This window comes from Bradyrhizobium sp. CIAT3101 (genome assembly GCF_029714945.1).
In the GTDB taxonomy this organism is placed as follows: Bacteria; Pseudomonadota; Alphaproteobacteria; order Rhizobiales; family Xanthobacteraceae; genus Bradyrhizobium.
Genome location: NZ_CP121634.1, coordinates 8481725 through 8504771 on the forward strand (window position 1 = coordinate 8481725; position 23047 = coordinate 8504771).

15 protein-coding genes and 4 pseudogenes are annotated in these 23047 nt (G+C 56.6%); 10 read left to right on the top strand and 9 right to left on the bottom strand.

The genetic code is table 11. The features are described from left to right. Nucleotides 1–449 precede the first annotated feature (449 nt). The 3 genes from QA645_RS39510 to QA645_RS39520 form a co-directional block, all read right to left on the bottom strand. Nucleotides 450–782 carry an aminotransferase class III-fold pyridoxal phosphate-dependent enzyme gene (locus QA645_RS39510; RefSeq protein ID WP_283053546.1) on the bottom strand — a complete coding sequence of 111 codons (333 nt, stop codon included), beginning with the start codon at nt 780–782 and terminating at the stop codon, nt 450–452. A 31-nt stretch (nt 783–813) separates the two neighbouring features. Beyond that, entirely contained in the window at nt 814–1182 is a 369-nt protein-coding gene (locus QA645_RS39515) for an aminotransferase class III-fold pyridoxal phosphate-dependent enzyme (RefSeq protein WP_283053548.1), read from the bottom strand. Between the two features lie 497 nt (nt 1183–1679). After that, a complete protein-coding gene (locus tag QA645_RS39520) occupies nt 1680–2747 on the bottom strand; it encodes a lysine 2,3-aminomutase (protein WP_283053550.1) in 1068 nt (355 codons plus the stop codon). Nucleotides 2748–3963: 1216 nt separating this feature from the next. On the opposite strand from QA645_RS39520, the gene QA645_RS39525 reads away from it, so the two are divergent. The 5 genes and pseudogenes from QA645_RS39525 to QA645_RS39545 form a co-directional block, all read left to right on the top strand. Beyond that, nucleotides 3964–4995, top strand: a complete 1032-nt coding sequence (locus QA645_RS39525; RefSeq protein WP_283046413.1) for a hypothetical protein — start codon at nt 3964–3966, stop codon at nt 4993–4995. A gap of 9 nt (nt 4996–5004) precedes the next feature. Next, nucleotides 5005–6042 carry a pyridoxal-phosphate dependent enzyme gene (locus tag QA645_RS39530; protein ID WP_283046414.1) on the top strand — a complete coding sequence of 346 codons (1038 nt, stop codon included), beginning with the start codon at nt 5005–5007 and terminating at the stop codon, nt 6040–6042. 11 nt (nt 6043–6053) lie between these two features. Next, a complete protein-coding gene (locus tag QA645_RS39535) occupies nt 6054–7316 on the top strand; it encodes an ATP-grasp domain-containing protein (RefSeq protein ID WP_283046415.1) in 1263 nt (420 codons plus the stop codon). Further along, nucleotides 7276–8763, top strand: a complete 1488-nt coding sequence (locus QA645_RS39540; RefSeq protein ID WP_283046416.1) for a lyase family protein — start codon at nt 7276–7278, stop codon at nt 8761–8763. The genes QA645_RS39535 and QA645_RS39540 overlap by 41 nt, the downstream gene beginning before the upstream one ends. 249 nt (nt 8764–9012) lie before the next feature. After that, nucleotides 9013–9624, top strand: a pseudogene (locus tag QA645_RS39545) (IS110 family transposase); the annotation flags it as partial. A 58-nt stretch (nt 9625–9682) separates the two neighbouring features. Here QA645_RS39545 and QA645_RS39550 read toward each other — a convergent pair. From QA645_RS39550 to QA645_RS39570, 4 genes and pseudogenes are all read right to left on the bottom strand, one after another. After that, nucleotides 9683–10064: pseudogene (locus QA645_RS39550) on the bottom strand (transposase); the annotation flags it as partial. 707 nt (nt 10065–10771) lie between these two features. Further along, nucleotides 10772–11821, bottom strand: coding sequence for a 3-hydroxyacyl-CoA dehydrogenase NAD-binding domain-containing protein (locus QA645_RS39560; RefSeq protein ID WP_349253153.1), 1050 nt, complete (start codon nt 11819–11821; stop codon nt 10772–10774). Further along, the gene (locus tag QA645_RS39565; protein WP_349253154.1) at nt 11821–12324 is read right to left on the bottom strand and encodes a 3-keto-5-aminohexanoate cleavage protein; all 504 of its coding nucleotides are present in this window, start codon (nt 12322–12324) and stop codon (nt 11821–11823) included. The genes QA645_RS39560 and QA645_RS39565 overlap by 1 nt, the downstream gene beginning before the upstream one ends. Continuing rightward, nucleotides 12290–12796 carry a hypothetical protein gene (locus QA645_RS39570; protein WP_283046418.1) on the bottom strand — a complete coding sequence of 169 codons (507 nt, stop codon included), beginning with the start codon at nt 12794–12796 and terminating at the stop codon, nt 12290–12292. The genes QA645_RS39565 and QA645_RS39570 overlap by 35 nt, the downstream gene beginning before the upstream one ends. A 513-nt stretch (nt 12797–13309) precedes the next feature. Between QA645_RS39570 and QA645_RS39575 the strand changes: the two genes are divergently transcribed. Both QA645_RS39575 and QA645_RS39580 read left to right on the top strand, forming a co-directional pair. Next, nucleotides 13310–13489 (top strand): hypothetical protein, encoded by a 180-nt coding sequence (locus QA645_RS39575; protein WP_283046419.1) that lies wholly within the window; start codon nt 13310–13312, stop codon nt 13487–13489. 99 nt (nt 13490–13588) lie between these two features. Next, nucleotides 13589–13738, top strand: a pseudogene (locus QA645_RS39580) (transposase); the annotation flags it as partial. Between the two features lie 64 nt (nt 13739–13802). On the opposite strand, the gene QA645_RS39585 reads toward QA645_RS39580, so the two are convergent. Continuing rightward, nucleotides 13803–15401 carry a class I adenylate-forming enzyme family protein gene (locus tag QA645_RS39585; protein WP_283046420.1) on the bottom strand — a complete coding sequence of 533 codons (1599 nt, stop codon included), beginning with the start codon at nt 15399–15401 and terminating at the stop codon, nt 13803–13805. Between the two features lie 1003 nt (nt 15402–16404). On the opposite strand from QA645_RS39585, the pseudogene QA645_RS39590 reads away from it, so the two are divergent. The 3 genes and pseudogenes from QA645_RS39590 to QA645_RS39600 form a co-directional block, all read left to right on the top strand. Next, nucleotides 16405–16692: pseudogene (locus QA645_RS39590) on the top strand (transposase); the annotation flags it as partial. A gap of 1010 nt (nt 16693–17702) precedes the next feature. Next, nucleotides 17703–18686, top strand: coding sequence for an ATP-grasp domain-containing protein (locus tag QA645_RS39595; protein ID WP_283046421.1), 984 nt, complete (start codon nt 17703–17705; stop codon nt 18684–18686). A gap of 1403 nt (nt 18687–20089) precedes the next feature. Continuing rightward, a complete protein-coding gene (locus tag QA645_RS39600) occupies nt 20090–21334 on the top strand; it encodes a CoA transferase (RefSeq protein ID WP_283046422.1) in 1245 nt (414 codons plus the stop codon). Between the two features lie 161 nt (nt 21335–21495). Here the strand turns inward: QA645_RS39600 and QA645_RS39605 are convergent, their stop codons facing one another. After that, nucleotides 21496–21993, bottom strand: coding sequence for a hypothetical protein (locus QA645_RS39605; protein ID WP_283046423.1), 498 nt, complete (start codon nt 21991–21993; stop codon nt 21496–21498). Nucleotides 21994–23047 lie beyond the last annotated feature (1054 nt).

Sequence of the window (23047 nt, forward strand, 5' to 3'; positions counted from 1 at the left end):
GAAATCAAACAGCTCGCAAGTCTTGTTGGACGGACCAATGCGCATGCAATCGCGAACTTCTTTCGCTTCAGCTTGCATGTTTTCTCGAGGAACACGGGACCCGTTCACCAAGCTTCACCTGAGCCGCGCCTCACGCAGCATAATCATTTTGGTCGTCCTGCCTGTCTGCATTGGCTGACGATACTTCCATGCTTTAACTTCCCGTTCAGTTTGGATCCAGCTGCGCCTAGCGTCCGATGTATTTTCGGCTAAACTGCTCTTCACTCAAAATAGTTCTGCCCTTCGGTCAGATGTGCGCAACCCTCGCTTGCTTGCAAACCCTTTCCTGTATCACCATTCAACTGCCGATGCCGCCCATCTCGCCGCAAAGGACATGGTCTGCGCAATCCGGAGGTCCATTGATCACGCTACTTTGCGAACAAAATGGTGACACGCAGTTCAGTGCCAGGTCAGGTCACATCATCTTTGTCTGATTTAGCCCTCGAAGTCCCTCTTCGATCCAGGGCCTCTGCCAAGGCCTCTTCAAATATTTCAAGGCCCTGAGTGAGAGTCTCGCGGTCAATCGTGAGTGCCGGCAAGATTTGTATGACCTCACCAACCGAAGCGCATCTCTCAATAAACAGCCCCCTCGCGAATGCGCTACGTGTGGTCGTTTCTGCAATTTGGGACGTCTGGCAATCAAATCCCAACGCCAGCCCCCTCCCTCGAACAGATAAGCTGCTCCCGTAGTGGCATGCAATGGCGTTGAGCCGGCAGCGCGCAAGCTCTCCCAAGCGCTGCACCTCGAGAGGATGCAGTCGCGCCAATAGATATCTATGGCGGCGGTTGCAGCCGCAAACGCAATGTCAGTCTTTCCGTACCCGCGTGCTGCACAGGCCAAGTGTGGTGGATCTCATCTTTAATCAACAGCATTGACAATGGCAGACCACAGCCGCTCAGAGAATTCGACATCACAACGATATCCGGAGATAAGCCTGCGAACTCGAAACTAAACAATTGGCCTGTCCTGCCACAGCCCATTTCTCTATCGTCGAGTATCAGAACGGCGCCAATCTCTTTCGCCATTTCCTGGAGCGACAGCAACCACTCTTTCCGCGCGACAACCATGCCACTTTGTCGCTGCACAGCTTCGACCAGAATGGCAGCCGGACGATCAATGCCGGTGTGCTGGTCAAGCAGCACCTTTTGCAAATAGTCGGTTGTGCTAACGACGGGCCCAGGATAGCCTCCCTGCTCTGATGATTGTTGTGGCCATAGTTTAGCGACCCGGCACCTGAGTAAAAGTCGACAATTCTTCGGCATCCACCGTCAAAGCAACGGAGCCGCGTGCTCGGCTTAAAATGACAGGAGAGGTCCCCTTATCAAGATGGCTGTTCCATTCTAGCGACCTCAAGTCGTGCATTTTATACGGTTCGCTACCCACTTCGTGCAGCGCGCCTCCAACAGCAATCAGCCCGGCGCCTGCTCGGCACGACAGCATGTATTCCTGAATTAGTTCGCTCACTTACCGGAGATCGGAGCGACCGACCCCTTGCGTTCCGCTCCTGGATGACGATTTGGTAAATTGTTGCCGCCGAGTAGCTGAGGCCGCAACCCAGGATCTGCCGCCCAATGGTTTGATCCTCCTCTGCACTTTTCCGCCCAATACGGAGGTGCTTTTCGTCGTCCCACGGCGGCCTCTAGTTCTTCAATCGATCATCCTCCGGCAGATCATCTAACCAGCAAGCGGACTCGACGTATTGCCTTGAGAAGATCTTTCCAATTTTGTCTGGGATCCTGTTTTGATGATATCGCATATAGATTCTTCCATCGTCACCCAGATCAAGAATCTCGATCTTTCCGGTGTAATGCGACATGATATACTTGAAAGTCTTTTCCATTCCTGCCAGACGTTGATTGACCCCGTTCGCAATCTCTATTCCGCGACGAAGCGGGACCTGAAAATGGGACGCACCCTTCACCGGCCTTGCTTGAAAGAGATAATAGGGGCGGACGCCGATTTGGTGGCACTTAGCGAAGGTATCTGCCAAAATTTCGGGATTGTCATTTATGTCTGCAAGAAGCACAGATTGATTGAGGAACTGCACTCCCTGTGCACGCAAGGATCTGATATTTTGCTCAGCATCGACCGAGATCTCACCGATGTGATCGAAGTGCGTGACAAGCACCACAGTCTTGCCCGCATCACGTATTCGTTGGAAGAACGCAGGTAGAGCAGGATCCTCGAAGCGCTTTGGCTCAAAGGCGAGCAGCTTCGTGCCGATTCGAATGGAAGCTAAATGTGGAATCGAGAGCAGATGAGCAAGAATCTCGTCGAGCTTTGCCGTACTAAGAATAAAGGGGTCGCCTCCCGACAGCAGCACGTTTGTCATCTCAGGATGGCAGCTGATGTACCGACCAACTTTCGCTACATCTGGTACGATCTCATCTGATTCTCGGCCAACAAGTCGCTTTCGGAAGCAAAAACGACAATATGAGGCACAACGGTTAGTCACCAGCAGCAATCCGGTCTGTGCGTACTTGTGCTGAAGTCCACGCACCACGGTGTTGTCGTGCTCACCACTCGTGTCCAAAACCCCCGGGCTGTCGAGCTCCTTGACTGAGGGCTCCACAATACGTCTTAGCTGCTCGTAGAAACTATTGTTGGCAATCTGCTGGCGGTAGAATTTTGTGACATGATGGCGTGTGATGCTACGGGCTTGCAGCTCCGTCTCCTTAATCCTGCGCTCACCTTCTATAAATCTCATGACCACGGTGCCGGGGGATGCCTCTGATTGGGCCGACGACAACAGAGGCGAGAGATCTCCAGCGGCCGTCAATTCGCCTGGTGCGTTGCCCGCGTCAGCTATTTGAGTCAACGGAGAGGTTTTCATTTGAACTCCTTCGAAACGGAGGGAGATCGTCCCGTAGTGACGTGCTTCTCAGCTTCCAGCAATCCGCATGCCAACAAGATTTGGCGCAGCATCAGCGCAACACATCAGACTCGAACCGACTTCTCGGCTGTCGAGTAAACAATGGTCGTCCGTTTGTCGGGCTTCAAACAGGATGATTTCGATTGGACATAAGCTCCGATGAGACAAGAAGGCTCATTTGCTTCAACCGTTCCCCACTGGACGCGTTAGAACGGTCCGATCGATCAGACACCATCGTCCCAATGTTTGGGAGATCACAAGAAAGGTCCTCCTCGCTACGACGGACTCTTAGAGCGTTGGTAGACGTACTCATCCCATGAGACCGGCGATCGCGAAAGGATCGTTTGCGCCGATCGAAATAGGCACCGCATAGATCGTGCACTTCTAGGCGGAGACCAAGTCAGCCAACTGATCAGCGATTTCTGAACTCAGGTCAAAGCGAGATTCGAACAGGGCAATCGGTCTGCACGACATTGGAATGAGAGCACTACCCCCACCGCATCTGAATCAATATGAAGATATATCCGCACTGCCTCCCGAATTACCTTCTTAAGATTTTCGTACCTTGCTCACCGCCTCTACTGTATGGCTGCGGATACGAACATGTCCGTTAAACACTGGCGTTGCCTGGCTCTTACGCCACAATCTTGTACGTCGAGCAGCGCCGACGGTCGCTGAACGCGATTTTGACGCGCGAACTCCCTCTGTTGGTAGGTGCGCACATCTGTACGCTTCGCTAAATGTGCGGCTGCTAATCCAGTAAGTCGGTCTGGCATGGTACGACGCGAAAGCATGCGGGCACCAAAGAACCGGACGCTGTCATGACTACAATCGTCGATTCAAAGGCATAGTTTTGCGGAGCATGATTGGATTGAGGTCTATATTTGCGTAAGTAATGAGACGGCGGTGATGCAGATGAAGCTCTAGGTTGGTTTCAATGACACTCTTCGTAAAGGACATCACAGGATGACGGCCGCTTCCATCGGCTTCTATGCCATCTTCACGCAAGTCCCTTGCTCTTCGGCCGCGCGGCCGCGGTAGGGGGAATGATATGATGGAGATGCTGACGAGGACTCCGGGGGACGGCAAGATTGCTAGCTCCCACTCACTCGCGAAGCCAAGCGGGGTGGCAACCTGCCACCCTCACTTCGGCGAGCTGCTCCAGGGAGCTTTCGCCCTTGAGAAAGGGGCGGACCGCCGCACGGTGCGCGCGCTCGTTTCAGTTCACATGCCGCACGCCGATGGATCGGAAGCCCGTGCGACGTTGGAGCCGAGCCGCATCGGGAAGTTTGTGCAGCAAGTCGGCCGCACCGGCATCCAAGTGACACCAAGTCACTTCTACAAATGTGAGCTCGCCGCTCGACTTGCCCTCGATGCCTTTGGATTGAGGAATATGGCAGCCACTCTTGATGTCAGGACTTTTGTTCCGGAAGGCGCCGGCATGGGCTCATCGACGAGCGGCGTAGTGGCCTCTATCCGTGCGATCGCTAAGTGCGTAACAGCCTATCGGGGATCACGGGTGCTTCTGGCGCCCCATCTTCAGGCGGAGCTTGCCGTGGCGGCTGAGCATGCCTGCGACTCGCTGATGTTCGACTGCACAAGCAGCACCATTCTTTTCGCTCAACGAATGGGCAAAGTTGTGCAGCTGTTCAACGGCCCGCTCCCACAAATGTACATTTTGGGGTTCGACACCGGCGCGGCCAACGGAGGCATTGGAACGGACTGCCTACCGCGAGCGCGCTACTCGCGTGATCAGATCGCCGCCTTCGGCTGCGCATTGGCCGTCCTGGAGCGTGCGATCGCAGAGCAGAGCGTCGCACTCGCCGGCCGGGTGGCGACTTTCTCCGCTATACAGAGCGAGACCGCCCTGCAGAATCCCCACAAGAAGCCGAAGTTTGACGAACTTCTCCGCATCAAGGAAGACACGGGATCGGCCGGTATTGTTGTTGCCCATAGCGGTACGGTCGCCGGCCTGATCTTCGACCCGCATTTAGCCGACCTTCGCAGCCGACTGGATGAGGCTAAATCCGCGATCGGTCGCCTTGGCTTCGATATCCTCCGCAGTTTCTCGACTCCTTACTGAGGATAGGCGATGGCGCACACGCTCTCCGATACCATCGACGCCCATGCGCCCCTCAAGATCGTTTCCCTGCGGCCAGAAAACCTTGCCGCGATCGATTTCAGGGTCATGAAAGTATTTCCTGCATTCAACATCATCGAATCAGGCCTTCGCGATGGCACAATCAGCTCCAACACGACGATTGTCGAAACGTCGAGCGGAACGATGGCTCTCGCTCTCGCCATCGTTTGCATGCAATTCTCGCTGAGGTTACACATCTTCGGCGACCGCGCCATCGAGCCCCCCCTTAAACGCACGATCGAGGAGTTAGGCGCTAAAGTTCACCTCGTCGAGGCGACAGCGTGCGACCCGAACGTCCAGCAGCTCCGTAAAAAGGCCCTCCTCAACTTTATGGATCGGACCGGAGCTACGTGGTCACGACAGTACGACAACCTCGGCAACCATCTTTCGTATGCGCGCCCAGCTGAGCAAGCGATAAGGCACTTCGGGAAGATCGACATTCTGGTCGCAACTGTGGGCTCCGGAGGTTCATCCTGTGGCCTTGCCCGCTATTGTCGAGCATTCTTTCCCGAAATGAAGCTCATCGGGATCGACACCTTCGGTAGCGTCTTGTTCGGCCAACCGGCGAGCCGACGTGATTTGCGGGGGCTCGGCAATAGCGTTCTACCCGGCAACTTGTTCCACGAAGCGTTTGATGAAATTCATTGGCTCGGTGCTAACGAAGCATATCAAGCTGCGCATCGGCTTCATCGCGAGACTTCGTTAAGGCGTGGGCCGACGAGCGGGGCGGCCTTTCTCGTCGCTAAGTGGTACGCTGAGCGCTTTACCAAAAGCAAGGTGCTCGCCGTCTTTCCAGACGACAGTAATCGCTACGAGCACAACGTTTACGATCCCACGTGGATGTCCGCCAACGGCTATCAGGCCGTACTCGCCGCGACCGAGCCTGTCCTTGTCCATCATCCGCTCCATGCTGATAGCGGATGGTGCCGCTTCAACTGGAGCCGTCGCTCGTTGACCGAGGTAATGGGTGATCAACCCTCCTCCAATTGAAGTATACACAAGTGATCAACTCAGCTGCGATCTTCATCGAATCCAACACGACAGGCTCGGGCGCCGACTTTCTTCTGCGCGCACCAGAACTTGGGCTTGTTCCGATCTTTGTTACAGCGTCAACCGAACGGTATTCCTTTCTGAGTCGCATTTCGGACCTCGAACTGCGTCAATGCGATACATCTTCAGAAACCGCTGTTAGAGCTGTGATCGACAGCATCGCCGCGACCACGCCGATCGCGCTGCTCACGACTTCCAGCGATTTCTACCTTTATACAGCAGCGCTGGAAGCTAGGCGGTTAGGACTTAGTGGTCCGGACCCGAACGCAATCGCGCTTTGTCAAGATAAGGATCGCCAGGCCGCCGCCCTGCGGATGGCAGGTATCGGCGTGCCCTATAGCGCGACAGTGCGAGCGGAGTGCGATATCGGCAACGCGATCAAACAAATCGGGGTGCCTGCAGTAGCCAAGCCGATCAGCGGGACCGGCAGCATCGGGGTCACCCTCGCCGAGACCGAAACAGGCGCAGGGGATGCCTTGCGCAAGCTACTCGGGACAACGAAGGACGTGCGTGGCCGCGCTATTCAGCCTGGTGCACTTCTTATGTCGTATGTCGCCGGCGAGGAGTATTCAGTCGAGATTCTCGATAGCAAGATAATCGGCGTAACGCGGAAACACCTTGGACATTTGCCGCATTTCGTTGAAGTTGGACATGATATACCAGCGCCGATCTCGTCCAAATTGCGCGCGAAGATCGAAAATGAGGCGCTGCGTGCTATCCAAGTTCTCGGGCACGCGAAAGGACCAGCCCATGTCGAACTCCGGGTCGGCGAGGATCGCGTCACGATAATCGAGGTCAATCCACGCCTCGCTGGCGGTTCGATCCCCACCCTTTTTCGTTACACAACGGGTTTTGACCCGGTCCTCGCGGTCCTCCGTAGCCTACTCGGAATGTCCCCGCCTGCTTTGGCCGGAGGCGCACACGGCTCGATACGATTCATTGTTCCGGAGCGTGACGGCTTCTTCACCCTTCCCCCGAATTGCGAGCAGCTCGTCGACCGCTTCGGAGTGACGGAGTTCGTGCTGTATCAAACTCCCCCATTACAGTTCAGGCGGTGCAACGATTTCCGCGACCGGATCGGTCACGTCATTGCAGTTGGCGACGACCCAGCTGCTGTTGCACGGCGCGCCGAAGCTGCCGTCGCTTTTATCCTTGGCGCATGTGGAGAGATCGTTGCAGAGCACAGGCCGCATCAAATCGACTCTTCATCCTGAAGCCAGCGCGATCGTTTTCGACAGTGATCTACAGCGCGCAGCGAAGGACGAGCTATCATTCTACGCCGATATCGATCGCGCCCAGGCCATCATGCTTGAGCAAGTAGGATTGATTGACCGCGTTCTCGCCCTAAAAGTGCTGACCGAGCTCGACAAACTGCAAGCTGAATCCTTTCAGAGCATTGCAGGTCGCCCCGCCCCCCGTGGCTCCTATCTCGCTTATGAGGATCATCTCCGTTCAGTAATTGGCAACGAAGCCAGCAATCTACATCTTGGCCGGAGCCGAAACGATATTAATGCGACCCTGTTGAAACTAAAGCTGAGAACGCCGTATCAAGAACTGTCAGACGAATTACTAAAACTTCTGCGACTGCTGTGCAGTCTGGCTCGCGAGCACTTTGAGACCGTCTTCCCGCTGCACACCCACCGTCAGCCAGCATTGCCATCCACTTTTGCGCACCATCTGACGGCCTTCGCCAGCGTGCTCGCGCGCGATCTAGATGCGCTCCTTAGCGTGCATCCGATTCTCAACCTTTCCTGCCTCGGGGCCGGCGCCGGCGGCGGCACGACCTTGCCCATCCTCCCGGAGTTGACAGCCAGGCTGCTTGGCTTCTCGAGCCCGCCACTTAACTCGATTGACAGCGTGGCCTCTCGGGATTTGGTTCTTCGCGTCCTGGCAGCTTGCGCGATCCTAGGATCATCTCTAAGCCGCATCGCCGAAACTTTGCTGCTGTGGGTGGGCGATCTTGGATTGGCCACTCTACCTGACGAGCTAGTTGGATCTAGCTCCGCGATGCCGCACAAGCGCAACCCTTTCCTTCTTGAGCAAGCCCAAGGAAAAGCAGGCGGGATCCTTGGGTATTTCGTGGCCGCAGTCGCTGCGATGCATAGCACGCCCTTCACGAACTGTGTCGCGGTCGGAACGGAAGCTACGCGCAATGTCTGGCCGGGGATCGACCATTCCATTGGGGCGACGCGCCTCGTCCGCCTGTGTCTCTCGGGCTTGATCATCGCCGAAGACACAGCATCCGCAATGCTCGAAACGTCATTCGTGAATGCCATGGAAACGGCAACTCGCCTCACGCTCGGTGGAGATCTCGATTTTCGTTCCGCCCACAATGAAGTCGGGCAGTTGGTTACCACAGCGATCGAGAATGGCGCGCCGAGCCTCTTGACGATCGTGCAACACGATTGGAGGCTCAACTCAGAGACCTCCCCCCCCCCGGACGTTATCGCGCGAACGGCTCGGGCAGGTGGAGGACCCGCGCCGGATGCCATAGTGACATCGCTGGAGGAGCTGGAGAGCGGGATTGAACGAGCGGCCGCCGTTTTGCGTGATCTCGGCAAAGGCTGGAGCCGCGCTGAAGAAGAGCTTCGGACAGCCATTGCGAATGTCAAGAGACCCACACGACAAGGGATCGATACCGGAGAAGAAGCCCAACAATGAGACCCGAGCCAGCAGACGGGAGCCGAACAGCTTCTGAGCACAAAATGAGCGCAACCACTGTTGGCCATGCTCAGCTCGTGCGGCTCATGACTTTTACACCGACGCGGCCAGGCAACAAGGGCTGCTTGACATACTTACTGTCCGCCAGCGGACGCACGTTGATAACCAGCTATCACTCGGAAACTTTTATGACAAGGAACAATTCTCGTCCTCTTGGAATTCTTAACCTGAATAGGGGGCCCGCCCCCCTTCTGTTACGAGGCCGGCCCGACGGGCGATGGCCTTTATCGTCTGATCCGGTCGCTCGGCCACGAATGCACGGTGGTGGCGCCATCGTTGATCCCAAGGAAGGCCGGCGATCGGGTGAAGACGAACCGCCGAGACGTTTCTCTCGCCCGGTTGCTGCGCGCTGGCGAACTGACGGCGGTATTGGCTCCCGATGAAGGCCACGAGGCGATACGCGAACTCGTTCGCGCCCGAGCGGCAGCGGTTGAGGCACTGCGGGTCCACCGGCAACAGATGAGCGCCTTCATGCTCAAGCACGGCCGCACCTATCCCCGCAAGAAGGGCTGGACGATACGCTATCTGCGCTGGCTTCAGGAACAGCAGTTCGATCACCGCGCACACCAGATCGCGCTCCAGGAGACGGTCGAAGCAGTTCGCGTCGCCCGGGAGCGGGTCGAACGTCTGGCGCGCACGATCGAAGAGTTCGTCTCAGCCTGTTCTCTGGAGTCGCTCGTGCGGGCGCTTCAAACATTACGAGGGATCGATCTGATCGTCGCGGTGATATTGTTGGTCGAGAGCGCCTGGACCTGTCGACACCCGCCGAAGATAGGCAAGACAAAGCTATACCGGCTCGAATAGGCATCGCCAGCCGTTCGTGAGATTGCGTGGAAAGTGCAGAGCCGCTTGACGGCCCGCCTACCCAGTCCGCCAGTGTCGAACGATCGAGCTCAATGCCCTTGGGGGGCGTAAATCTGCGCCTGCCGGTAGAGCGGCAGGTGATCGGCATATTTGGAGACCAGCACCTTGGTGACGGTAGCGTCGGTCGGGCGATCCGCCCTCGATCAGCCTAGCCGGGGGCTGGCGCCTGCATGACGCCATCCTCGCAGGCCCGGCAGGTGTATTTGGGCGGCGGGTCACGAGGATCGGGAACTGCGTCGGGACTAGGTCCAGCCGCTCGCTTCTGCCCTCACTCGATCCGGTGCAAACTCGCCTTGGCAGCAGGGACGGGCTTTGTTCTTGATGTCGACGATGACCTCGATACGCGGCAGGTGCACCGGCAACGCGCCACGGTTGGCGGCGCTTGCGAGCTCGCGCATCGCCGCCTTCAAGTACATGCTCTTTGACCATCAGACGCGAGCGGTATGGCAGCAAAATCGCCGCGGTCGCACGTCTGGATAAATTTGCACGATTGCAGATGGTATCACGGACTTCTTAGCACAACATCTCGAGGTTTTCGTCGAGTACTGGAAGATCACGGGTATTCCGGTGCTTTGCAATACTAGTGCACACCTGCCAAGACGCGGTTTTTTCCGGATGTTCCAGCGGCGTGCCTGATGTTGAAGAGGTAACGTGCGAGGGTCAGCTGTGGACCAAGGACCCTACAGTTAGTATCGCTCGACGATCGGAAAGTACGTCCACCGCGGCCAATTCGCAGATAGCAGGGTAAAGAAGTAGTTCGGTAAAGCCGCTGGCGCCGACGATCGTTTTGTATCAGGCGGAGAGCGGCTCGACCACTGCGCCGATCGGATCGGAAGTAAGATTGCAGGTAGAGCCTGCCACCAACCGGAACGGCTATTGTATGAACCGGCCTCTGTGCACTCGTGACCGCCGGCTCTTAATGCGGGTGCTTGTGCTCTACGGCGAGGGTCAAAGTAAGCAGTTCAGGTCGGTCGCGGGAGTACAGCTCCCCCACGTGGAAAAGTTGATTCTTACTTGGGAGCTGCCCTGCTTGAGGAGCATCGCCGAGAGTAGATCTAAACGGAGCAGGATTTTGACGATTCCTTCAGCTACTAGTGGCTGGAGAAACACGGTCGCGCAGACCTCTTTCCCAGCGCGCCAACGTCTCACCCGCGCCGAAGCCCTGAGCTCGGAGCCCCAGCAGCACCGCCACGAGACCGTCGTCGCGCTTTTCTTCCAGCTCTGCGACGGTCAAATTCTCCGTGGCAGCCTGAGCATCCGACTGTTCGGCCAGCTTTTCCAGAAAGGCCTCCGTCAGCTCAGGCACGTTGGTGAGCTTCGTCCACGGAAACTTCAGCATGGGTCCCCATTGCTCCATATAGCGGCGCATGCCGATCGCACCGCCGCCGATTCGGAAAGGACCGATGACTGCTCGGCGCAGCCCGAAGGAATATCGGACCGCATCATCGACCTCCTGGACGTTGGCCACATCGTCGTGTACGAGCCACAGTGCCTCACGCCACATTGCCTCCTGCAGGCGGTTTGCTATAAACCCATCTACTTCTTTGCGCACGACGAGTGGGTGCATCCCCACGGCACGATAGATTTCCGCGGCTCGCGCCAAAGAGACCGGCACCGTGCGCTGTCCGGCGCACAACTCAACTAGCGGCAACAAATATACCGGGTTGAAAGGGTGGGCAACGAGCAGTCGCTCGGGGAATTCCATCTCCTTCTGTAGCAATGTTGGAGGAAAACCGGAAGTTGAAGAGCAGATAAGCGTTCCAGGCGCCGCCGCCCGGCTGGCGGTTCGGAGAAGCTGCTGCTTCAGGTCTAGTCGTTCCGGGGCGGATTCCTGCACGAGCTCTACATCGCGAACCGCGTCCGCCACTGAATCCACCACCGTCAGCGCCCCCTCCGCTGGGAGCGGGACCTGTGTGAGTCGCGCGTAAGCCCGGCGGGCCTTCGCCAACACCTTCTGCACGCGTTCGACTGCACCAGAGGATGGACCATACAGTCGCACATCCACCCCATTTAGAATAAATCGCGCGGCCCAGCCGCCGCCAACGATCCCCCCCCCGAGCAACCCAACTGCTCGGGGACGCGCTTCTGATGGGGACGCTGAACTCTCTGACATTTCGTTTGAATTCTCCGACATTAAACTCTCCAGACTTGTGGTAAACGGTCCCGCCAAAATGTTAGCTGGCCGATATCAACAGCTCGACTCCAGGACGGACTCGGGGCTCCTGCACGCGAGCAACCATCGCAAACCGAGCCTGGGGTGTGAACATCAAGTACTCTTCCCGTCGCTAAGCGTCGGCTTCCTGCAGTGCCGTACAGATCTAGGTGATGCACAAATCCCTCCAGCGCGCCAGATGTTCGAACGGGCGATCGGTGAGGAAAGTTCACTCCACGTCGGATGAAATCGCTGCTCATGCCTGTGGCAAGATTAATCATCAGATCCGAGTTTCGAATACGTTTTACCGCCTCCCGATACAACGCCAGATCTCGCGAGCCCCGCGCAGTACTACAATCACGCATGTGGCTGTGCACAGCCGCAGCACCTGCTCGCGTTGTTGCAATAGACGAGTCCGCAATCTGCTCTGGTGTGACGGGCACATAGGGACTACGCTCCCCCGCTTTCGATTCCAGTAACGGCACACGTGATGGACAACTCGGAAAGCATCGTCATCTTTTTTCGCTTCAACGTTTGGTCTTTTCGCAACGAAACGACCTTAGTAAGTTTCACGATCATGTGTCGCCCAGCCAATTTAGCAACAGCGATTAGCTGGGTATCACCGGCAGCCCCTGAGATGCGCCTTGTGAATGCGTCAGCAACGGCAGAGTTCACTACAGCAATCGGTGTGCCAACCATAAAATTCTCGCGCCCGACGCAGCGAAAGCACTTATAGCGGCTACCAGCTAGTGGATGAGGCTGCGGGGTGTCAGACTTCCGACAACCCGCAATTAATTGCACATGGCGTGTATAAAGAAACAATGAAACAATTGCCGTCGCACGAGTTTGACGCGCCATTTGACGACGAAGATCGTCATAGCCATCCGCAGTCGAGAGGGCTCGATGGTTCCAGCTTGCCATTGAGTCGGGTGCGTGATCAAGCAGCCAGCTTTTCACGCTCGACACCTCCAAGATAAGACTATCAAAGGATCGGGGTGCTAGACTGTGACCCGTCGAACAAGGCCGGGTCACGTGTTTTGTCGAGACAGACGCCGCGGTATCGGTTCTCCAGACTTAGTTAGTACGTTGCCCCCTCCAGCGGCAACTGTGTTTGGCCTACATCAAACCACAGTTCAACTTTTACGGAAAGCAATCGCAACATCCCATCATCGAGCGGCGCATTGGCGACTCTCCGCAGATAGGACACACGGAACTCAGGCAGACTTAGAAGCGCCTCGTTATGGTTTGAGCAGGGAGTCGCTCTCGCCTGGTGGCGACCTTGTAGGCCATAAGAGCGCCAGCTTTTGGAAGTCGATTCATCCTGGGGGAACGTTGCTCCAGCTAAGCGTAGCGCCGAGGCATTCAGATTGTTTGTGCGTGGTCTTTCGAGCGCCGCTAGCTGGCTTAGAAAGAATTGGCCCGATGATCTAAGCCCAGATCGTCGCGGAAAGCCTCGAGCCGAGTGCGGTTGTGACGGATATCGCACGCAGCCATGGCTGCCGGCCGCAGCAGGTGCATGATTGGCGACGCCGGGCGCGTTTGGGCCAGTTGATGCTACCCGGTTCGGCGGACGCGCCGTCGTTCGTGCCAGTGGTATCGGAATCAGCGTTACCGGCGTCCACAGAGCCCACCGGATTGCCGGAATCGTGACTGTTGAGCTCCAGGGTGCACGGGTGGAGGTACGGGGACGCCTGGCATTGCGGTGCTAGTGATGTGTTCATGGCACTGCGACGGGCACGTTCATGCTGACGTCAGGCGCAGACGCTGGCGACGCACGGTATCGCCATCGACCGTTCCACGCTCGCCTTCTGTGTCGGCTACGCCGTCCAAGAATTGAAGCTGTTGTGGCATCGTCCGCGCCAGCTTCTGCTCGCCTCTTCGAAGCTCTGTGTCGATGAAAAGATTGATCCGCATTGAAGAGAAACCGCCGCTCTAGGCGGGCTACCTAATGCGAGATCTGGCTTCACCTCCAGCACTTCTTCTCAGTGTCGTAAGCGCCGGCAAGCGGATCGCTCACAGCCATCAGCTCACGTTTAAGTACTTTATTGCTGGACGTGCTTCTGGGAAGAACTGAAGTGAAGCCTATGTACCGCGGCACTTTGAACGCAGCAAGATGCGCACGAGCATGTTCGAGAATGCGTTTGACAGCTAGATTGTCTGGCGTGACACCTTCCCTTAATTCAACGTAAATCTTAACCTCCTCGCCGCGCTTTGCATCGCGAACAGGCACCGCCGCCACATCCGAAATTTCGGGAATCTCGCGGATCACTGCTTCTATCTCGCGCGCGGCGACGTTCTCGCTTGACCGGCGGATCATGTCCTTCGTGCGCCCTACCAGCCAATAAAAGCCGAGTTCGTCACAGCGCATAAGATCACCGGTCTTGAACCATCCGCCCTCAAACGAAGTAAGATTTGCGTCGGGTTTCTTCCAGTAGCCCTTGAAAATCCCACGCCCCTTCACCCACAGCTGGCCGACAGCGCCAACCGGCGTGGGGCTCCCATCTTCGTTTACGAGCCGCAAGTCCCGAAAAGGTGCCCGAATCCCCACGGAGCCCGAGTCGGATAGTTCGTCAAATTGGTTCGGCATTCTTGTACCGAAACCGATTTCCGTCATCCCGTAAGCCTCCTGGGTGCGCACCCGAAAGCGCTTCCGGAATTGGCGGACGGTGTCAGGCCCCCAGCCCCAATTCAGGATCTGCTTCAGGCTTGTCGCGCCGTCTTCCTCGAGGGCCTCCGCTTGTCGCGCGACCAGCTCGGGGCACTGGCACCACTCGATGCGGTGCTGCTTAACCCAACCCATGAAACGAGTTGAGCTGAGCTGCGGAGCTAGGTAATGAGTAGCCCCATGTCGATACGATTGCAGAAGATGCCATGGCCCATCCACATAGAAAAATGGTTGGGCAGAGAGGTACTTCTGGTAAGGCTGCTCGTCCCAATTTGCGGCCTGGTATGAGAACACACTCCAGTAGTCGTGCGTCAACAGGCAGCCTTTCGGAAAGCCCGTCGTCCCCGAAGTATACTGAATGTTTAACACGTCATCAGGGTGCACATCCTCCTCCACCTGGCACTCATCCGCACCTTTGAGCAATTTATTGAGGGTAGTCGTTGTGCTATCAGAAGCGTTACCAACGAGAATTGCTCGCTCACGAGCGAGGTGCTCCGGCCAAGGCTCCATCGCGCAGAACACTGACCACGTTGACTCGTCGACAACAGCGAACTCGACCTGTGCATCGCTAAGAACATATTCTATTTCCCTTGGAGTGTAGCGCATGTTGATTGGGACGATCACTGCACCGAGCTTAGCAAGCGCAAACCATATTATCGGGAATTCGATGCGATTGGACAGCATTGCCCCAACGCGATCTCTTTTGCGCACACCCAATGCACGAAACGCATTCGCATATTTGTTAGATAGTTGGTCAAGCTCTGAGTAGCTTGCTTGCTGGCCGCGTTCGAAAACGTTTATTGCAGTCGCCGCGCCGTGCGAGCTCGCTCTGTTTGACACCAGTTGACCTATTGTAATCGTCTTATAGGCGGATTCCAGCGCTTCGATCTTGCGCATCACACGAGCAACGCGGTCGCTGGGGTGACAGGAGCTCAGTTTTCTTAGGGGCATTATTGCACTTCATACTAGGCAACCAAAGCTCAGCTATTGAGCACGATTCTGTACGGACAGCTCACTAGGAATTCTCATTCACAGCCGTCACCACGCCGCCGATCTCAAGATCTAGACCAGATTGCACTTAGGCGCATGATGGGAACCGCAAGGAACTTGTCCGCACGCAGCTCACCCAGGTCATTCGATCGGCCGCCGAAGAATTCGCGGTTACCTCGCATTGTCGTGATATTCGAGATCCTGATGCTTGATTGGGCGCCAAGCTTTTTTGAACCAACGCGAGACGTGCAACAAATTGCGATACCATTGCCGTACCTTTTCGACGATCGTTGAGATGTTTCACGGCCTGCCCGACCGCTCAGGATTTGACCTTGCCCTATTCTCAACGACCGAGACACTACCAACTCTGGTGTATGGGGGCGGCATTGCGTTGCTCAATGAAGACCGTCATCTTCAAAGGCGAGCGGCTGCCGTCAGGCATTATCGGCGGCATCTCAACTGAGCGAGGGCCTGCATCGGATGCTGGAGTGGCGCGCGCTTGGCATTCAAGGTCGTACCGTCGGCGTTACCCCCGAACCACCGATCAACTTGAGCAGACTCATATGCTCCCCGCCCTACACCAGACCCAGCTCTCCAGTTGGCGCCTTTGGGATAGGGCCGCAACTCGGAGGCTGAGAAGCCCGCACCGCTGCTCTTTGAGAAGCCATGATCTGCCACGAAGTCTCATCCAGCGCGGTTAGATCCCGGAGTTTCGGAGCCACGGACGATCGGCGCAGCTAGTCGGGGTTGTGTAGCCGGCCGTCCGTTGCAATGAGGCGGCGCGCGTCAGGCAATTCAGGCACGAACGATGCCGCCGGATACTGTAGTCGGCGATCAAAGTACCCATCTTCGGGCGGCGGTCATCCAGATCGAAGAACAGGGGCTCGTTGAGCTGTTGATCGCGCTTTTGGCCTGGCTTGGCCTGACGCCTAAGCAGAATTCCACCGGCGGGAAGGACCGGCTCGGCCGCATAACCCAGCAAGGCGATTCCTATCTCAGGCACTTGCTTGTCATCGGGGCACGCAACGTCGTTCGGTATGCAAAGGCCGGTCCCGGGTGGGAGGTGGCTGGATCGAAGCTCGGCTTGAACGGGCGCCGGCCCATGGCTGTTGCTGTCGCTGTCGCCAACAAGTTGGCTCGGTTCATCTGGGCAATGATGACGAGCGGTGAGTTCTATCGGCCTAAGCTCGCGGCCTGAGCCGCCGCGATGGCCACCCTAAGGTGTGAGCGCAGCTGACAGCGTGATGGAAACCGGCAGAGCTGGGGATCGAGAAAGCCCGAAGACTTTTAAGCGCAACAAGTGCGGCCCGTTGATGAGGCCTCGATCCGCGATCGCCATCGGGGCCACGACCATGCTATCGGCCGCAATGACAGGCCGTATACATGAACGCACCCGACAGATATCCAAAATGCTGCAAAAAGCCCATGCATCAGGGGGCCGTCTATACATGAAACTCTCGATGAAGCCGTTCTGCATCGACTTTCCCGCCGCGATAAAGCGCCAATCGATGACCGTGTCGTTCAGGCGAGCATGGAGATATAGGGAACTCGGCGCCACGATGGGACACGATTATCGGAATTGATTTCTCGAAGCAACCAGCGCCGAAAGATCTTTCGTTCCCCTTCACGTAGGACTCCCTTGCGTTTACTCGACGAGAACTCGTGCCGACGCCGAGGTTCGAAGTTCGTTTGCCTGCTTTAGGCTCGTCCGGTTGAAGACGTTTATGTTCGGAATCAGCCTCGTCGCGGCACCGGTATTCGATGGGTGTGATGCGAAATACACCGCTTTGGCGTTACTACTCGCAGATGCTCTGTTGGCACAACGATTGCTTAGACCCAGTGGAGACCATACGGCTATAGCGGTCTCGCAATCTGCGCCGGAGAGGGCCATATGAAGCTTGCCCGAACCATCCTAGCTGATGCGCTAGGTGCACCACTGCTTGAGTGCGGTTTGATAATTGCGGCTCATAGTTTTCGCCGCGGACTGCCCATCAGTCGCCCGACGGGCTTTAGTCCCTCTCCGTCTGAAACGCCTGTTGTACACCGTTTATGGTGCACAATTAGGGGCGGGACGTGGACCACCTAGCCGAGACAGCTTGGAGGTCGTCATTCGTTTCCGGTCCCACTGCGACTACGTGCTTCTGATCAACAGGCTTCTAATTTTGCGCATTTTCAAGCCAAACGGAGTAGCTTATGCGAGTAGCGGTCGTGAAAGAGCCTGTCATTAATACGTCGGATCTATCCGGCCGTGCGATTTATGACGCAACAGTCGATAACGTAATGGCGTCCTTGCAAGAGAGCGGGCACGAGACGCTGCTTTGCGCGAGTGATGGAGGACTGCTCACCACGCTGGAGCAGTTCATGCCGGCCGATCCGCAAGGCAGCGCTTCCGGAATGGCCTTTAACATGGCTTACGGAAATAAGGGCGAGTGGCGTTGCAGCCAGGTTCCGACCATGCTTGAGATGGCTGGCATCCCCTACACTGGACCGAGTCCGCTCGGGGCTGCACTTGAGCTCGACAAGGTGATTGCTAAGAAGCTCATGCGAGACGACGGAGTGCCGACACCGAACTTTCGAGTGATGCGTACCGGGATCGAGAGCATCGGCGACCTGCGATTTCCGTTGATAGTGAAGCCACGCTACGAGTGCGTCAGCCTGGGAGTACAACTGGTAGAGGACACTAGCCGGCTGAAGCAAGCTGTAGAAGAGACGGTCACCGAATATTCGCAGGATGCGCTCGTGGAAGAATACATCGAGGGGCGGGAAATCTGTATCTCCCTACTGGGAAACGAAGGGGTTGAGATCTTGCCTCCAGTTGAACACGACTTCGGCAGTCGCGAAACACACGTTATCACCCAGGAAGACAAATGTCATCGATCGATCGCGGAGCTCCGGAAGATTTGCCCTGCTCAAATCGAAAATGAGCTTGCTTCGAAACTGCGGGATATTTCGCTTGCGACCTTCCGCGCCTGCCTTGGCCGGGATTATGCTCGCGTTGACCTTCGCATCGATCGCTCCGGCCACCCTTTTGTGCTCGAGATCAACTTCAGCCCGTCACTCCACAGCACGCACTCTTACGTTCGGGCGGCGATAGCTGGCGGATACAGCTTTGCGAATTTGACCGATCGCATTCTCGATCTCGCTCACAACCGGTATTTCGGAGTTGGTATCGCCGCGCGAAGCACGCGGTGAATTGGAGGACCGACATCGCCGAACCCGGCCACGGGTCTCGGTCTGCCACTTTCCAATTTCAACTGACAGAAGCTCGCATGCGCTACCAGCGCCGAGATTAGCGATCTTCATTTGTTGTGGAGTGGAATATGAATGTATTTTGAATGTCTTTTGACCGCCGCGGAGCAGTTGGTTGGCTCGTCGCAGGGTTTCTACTCCGCGAAACAGAGGAACCCGAAATGCGATCGCGGACAGCTATCTGGTGACACTTGGCGGAGGTCGCCGATCTCGGATTCGCCGTTGATTTTCGCAAGGGGAACTGGTTGGTTGGGGGACGCGCGCGCATGTTAACATAAAGGCGTACAATTCGGCTCTATCAACCGAAATGTCTTTGAAATACGTAACGATCGCCCAACTGACTGATTCATCGATCCGTCGGAATGGGCTGCTCAGAGCGTGGATCGAACCGCCTGGGCCAAAGCGCTACAATCTCGTGCCGAATTGGTCGACTGCAAATGCGGTAACAACGCTGCATCGTCAATGTCTTTCCCTCGATACGCTGCATTAGCCAGCCACGGTGACATGCCGCTGTTTAGCACAAGCACTCAACCAATTGCGATGGGCGCACTCTCCGCTACTGATTTATGCTGCGGTGCCAATCTTGGCGCTCCCCAAAAGTACACTCACGCAATCCTCGTGAATACCTCGAGACAGCAAACGGCAGCCTTGGATACTGGAGAATCGCTTATGATTTAACGTGTGGGAAGCTTTTATCTCACAGGACAGACCTCTGCTCCCTTAATCCCTGTAAGATCCCGTGTAGCCGTCCACGCCGCTATGGCGACTAGCCTGTGCATAATCAATCGTCTAACCGGAAGCGCGTCGCAATCGTGGATAAATCCTGGGGCTTTCAGAGTAACAATGAGGCTCATCGGAGTTGATCGCCCTCATACTCCACAACCGCGGCCCTTACACACCACCACAACACCGGCTCTCGAGATGGCTGATGCAACGTCGGCCACCAGAGTAGGTAGTTTCTCGATCCCGCCAAATCAATTATCAATAATTGGCAGCCGTCCCGGAACTCTCGCTCCGTGCACAAATGCGCAACCATTCTAGCAGTTAATCGTTGCGCGGAGCACGTCATCTCCAAGCAATAAAACAAACTAGCGTCGCCGCCAACGTTCGACAGAGTCAAATCATACACATACCGGACCTCTGCGCATCGCGCTGCCCATTTGAGGTTTATGTTTAGGAGTATGAAAATTGGTAAAGTGCAATCATCGCTTACCCAGGTGGCGAAATTCGGTTTGTGGCTTAAGGCTAAATAACGTGGCTGGACCTTCTGCGGAAGAGGAAGGCATCCGACTACCCCGAGGGAATTGGAGACTTACGTGTAGGGCATCAACCAAGGGATCCTTATCATGATTGCTGAGCAAGCAGCCGGCAGGCCGGAGACGTCGCAAGGAGAAGATACGAAAACTCTTGCCCGGCGACCGCTCCAAGGCATCCGCGTCCTGGATCTCTCGCACGTTCTAGCCGGGCCAATCTGCACCACCATCCTTGGGGACCTAGGCGCGGATGTCGTCAAAATCGAGAGGCTCGGTCACGGAGATATATCGCGCAAGGTCGAGCCCTGCCGCGAGGGGGAAAGCTATTACTTTGCCGCGCTAAACAGGAATAAGCGCAGCTTGGCCCTTGATCTGAAGCGCAATGAGGGCAGACGCGTCCTTGAAAAATTGGTGGATCGAGCGGACGTCCTCGTTGAAAACTTCCGCCCAGGCACGCTCGAATCCCTCGGTTTTGGGTACGATCATCTCCTGGAATTGAATCCCGCCCTCGTCATCTGTTCGATCTCGGGTTTCGGCCAGACTGGCCCTCTGCGGGATTACAAATCCTTTGACCTCGTAGCCCAGGCAATGACAGGGCTGATAAGCCTGAGTAAAGAGGGTACAACACCCTTGCGTATTGTGATTGGTGACATTCTTGCCGGCGTGTATGGCTCTGTTTCGATCGCATCGGCTCTGGTCGGCCGCATTAGATCTGGTCAAGGCTGTGTGATTGATCTCAGCTTGTTTGAATCTCTCCTTACAACATATCCCTATTTTGCGAGTCGCTACTTGGCTGATGGTGAACTACCCACTCCGACAAGCTCCGGCGACGCTATGGCGGTCCCGTATGGTGTCTACCGCGCTGCGGACGACGACGTCGTCATCGCGGCTTACGGCGATCACTTGTGGCATTCCCTGTGCCGCGCCATCGACCTACCAGAACTCGCCGCAGATAAAGAGCTGAATACAAATGCTGGTCGTCTCAAAAGACGGCAAGAGGTCGACTCTGCTCTGGGCGAACGGCTTAAAGCGAAGACAGTCGCACAATGGTGCGACGTATTTGCGGCCGCAGGGATTCCGCATGCTCCGATTGCTAGCATTGGTGCAGCACTAGATCATCCACACACACGCTCTCGTGGTATGATCGTTGAATTCGAACATCCGAAGTGCGGAATCGTCAAAACCGTTGCTAGCGCCATTCACATCAATGGCGAACCTATCCCCGGATCTGCAACACCCGGTCCGATTCTTGGAGAGCATGCGGAACAACTCCTCACGGAAATCGGCTACAACTCCGCTATGATTGCGCAACTTCGCGCTGAAGGCGCTGTCGGATGATTTTTAATCCGCGTATTTCCTTTGAGTAGGCAGCCTTTATCGCACGAATTGCACGCCAGGCTGGCCTGTCTGCAGAGCACGTGCGCTGAATCGCCACCTCGCTGCCCCAGACGACTTCAGGAGACTGTCGCGCGTCATGGAAAAGTGCCGCTCATATTACCTCAGATGATAATGTCATCGAAGCGCACCTTGGCGTCTGCTGAATTGGACACCGCGAGTCCGAGCAAGCCGCTCGCGAAGCGCGCCGTAGCGAGCGAGCGGCTTGCGGCGGTTCGGCGAAGGAACCTTTGAGGATTAACTACTAAGGAACGAAGCCTGGACCGATGTGTGATCTCTTTGCTGCTGATCAGCTGTCGAGCGGCCGTTGATCGCCAATTCTTCACCAATCGCTGCACCGTGCGCCGCTCATGGTCGCTGCAACGACCAGGCGCGTGCGTTTCCAACCCGGAGAGAAGATCGACCGCGGGCAACTGTGGAGCCGCGGCGAGCCATTCCTCGATGATGTGAATGTAGGGGTCGAGCATCGATGGTCGACATGGCACGGGCTTGCGTCGCATATAGCGACGCCGATGAATACTCCGCTGCTCACCCTGTTTCCAACCATCGCCGAGCGTTCGGGCACAGGCCACCAAGTCGCTGTGCTCCTGCGCGGCAGTCATCGCTGGCTTCCCAGCCCGCTCATCGACGCGCTTACCCAGCTCATTCTGAGCGTCCGCATCTGTGCCAGCAATGCCACCGGATCAAGCGTCCGGTATATCCTCGAGCCGACCTTTGAACGCCTCATTGAGCCTGGGTGGACTAACGCTCTTTCGTACGGTGTAGCGGGAGCAAGATAGCGCTTGATCATTCGGTTTGAAGTCATTGATGCCGCTCCCTCATTTGCTCGCCTGTTTGCGGCTGCACGGTTGCACATCAAGTTCTTCCAGCCCTCGGTTACGCTGAAGAAGAAGCACCGCGAAGGCGCCAAGACCACCAGGCGGCGAACGATAGCTCCGTTCCTTTGTTTAATAAATGACTGATGGTTCTTTGTAGGCCCTCGAACGAGTGACTTCGACATCGTGAGGACGGCACCACGATACGACCGTGTCGTTCATGAGGCGCTGTCGTATCAAAATCGAGTCCCCGAACGGGCCAGGGAAATAGGCTCTGCGCGCGCTCGAGAGCTTCGACCACAAGAGCTGGCACGGCCAGCGGAAAGCATTCGGTCCCCCCCCCCCTTTGCGATATCCACCATTGTTACCGTCTTAATGAACGAGCCGAATACGGACATGCCACCGTGCGCAACCAGATCCGCTTCGCAGTACCCCGGCGGAACCCCAGTCATTGAATGTACGCACCGGCGCTTGGCGCCGTAACAGCACTAGAAAAGCCCGCCCGCCGTCGTCGTCCTCCGGCTGCTGCGATCCTTACGTCGCTCCGCAGGCGATCGATCGTCGCCGCGCTCACCCTCAAAACCATCGGCAGAAAGTCTCAATTTGCCGTGCCGTTGAAGAGCCGCAAGCAAGAACGGGATCATCGCGACGAGCCACTTGCTGCAGAGCCGGTTAGACGCGTCCCATAGCACAATTATTGCCATGCGAATGGAAGCTCCGTAGGTCCGGCCACGCCGCCGCGGCACGGCCGATCCCGATGCCCCGTCAAATGACAGCGCTCGGATCGTGTGCTTACCATCCCGCAACGGCGCATAGCTCGTCTAGGTTTCTTCCCTTCTCG

What these genes read in the sequence shown, in the direction of transcription:
- QA645_RS39605 (WP_283046423.1), bottom strand. Translation starts at nt 21,993, where the DNA reads ATGACTGCCGCGCAGGAGCACAGCGACTTGGTGGCCTGTGCCCGAACG.
- QA645_RS39585 (WP_283046420.1), bottom strand. Translation starts at nt 15,401, where the DNA reads ATGCGCAAGATCGAAGCGCTGGAATCCGCCTATAAGACGATTACAATA.
- QA645_RS39560 (WP_349253153.1), bottom strand. Translation starts at nt 11,821, where the DNA reads ATGTCGGAGAATTCAAACGAAATGTCAGAGAGTTCAGCGTCCCCATCA.
- QA645_RS39530 (WP_283046414.1), top strand. Translation starts at nt 5,005, where the DNA reads ATGGCGCACACGCTCTCCGATACCATCGACGCCCATGCGCCCCTCAAG.
- QA645_RS39520 (WP_283053550.1), bottom strand. Translation starts at nt 2,747, where the DNA reads ATGAGATTTATAGAAGGTGAGCGCAGGATTAAGGAGACGGAGCTGCAA.
- QA645_RS39600 (WP_283046422.1), top strand. Translation starts at nt 20,090, where the DNA reads ATGATTGCTGAGCAAGCAGCCGGCAGGCCGGAGACGTCGCAAGGAGAA.
- QA645_RS39525 (WP_283046413.1), top strand. Translation starts at nt 3,964, where the DNA reads ATGATGGAGATGCTGACGAGGACTCCGGGGGACGGCAAGATTGCTAGC.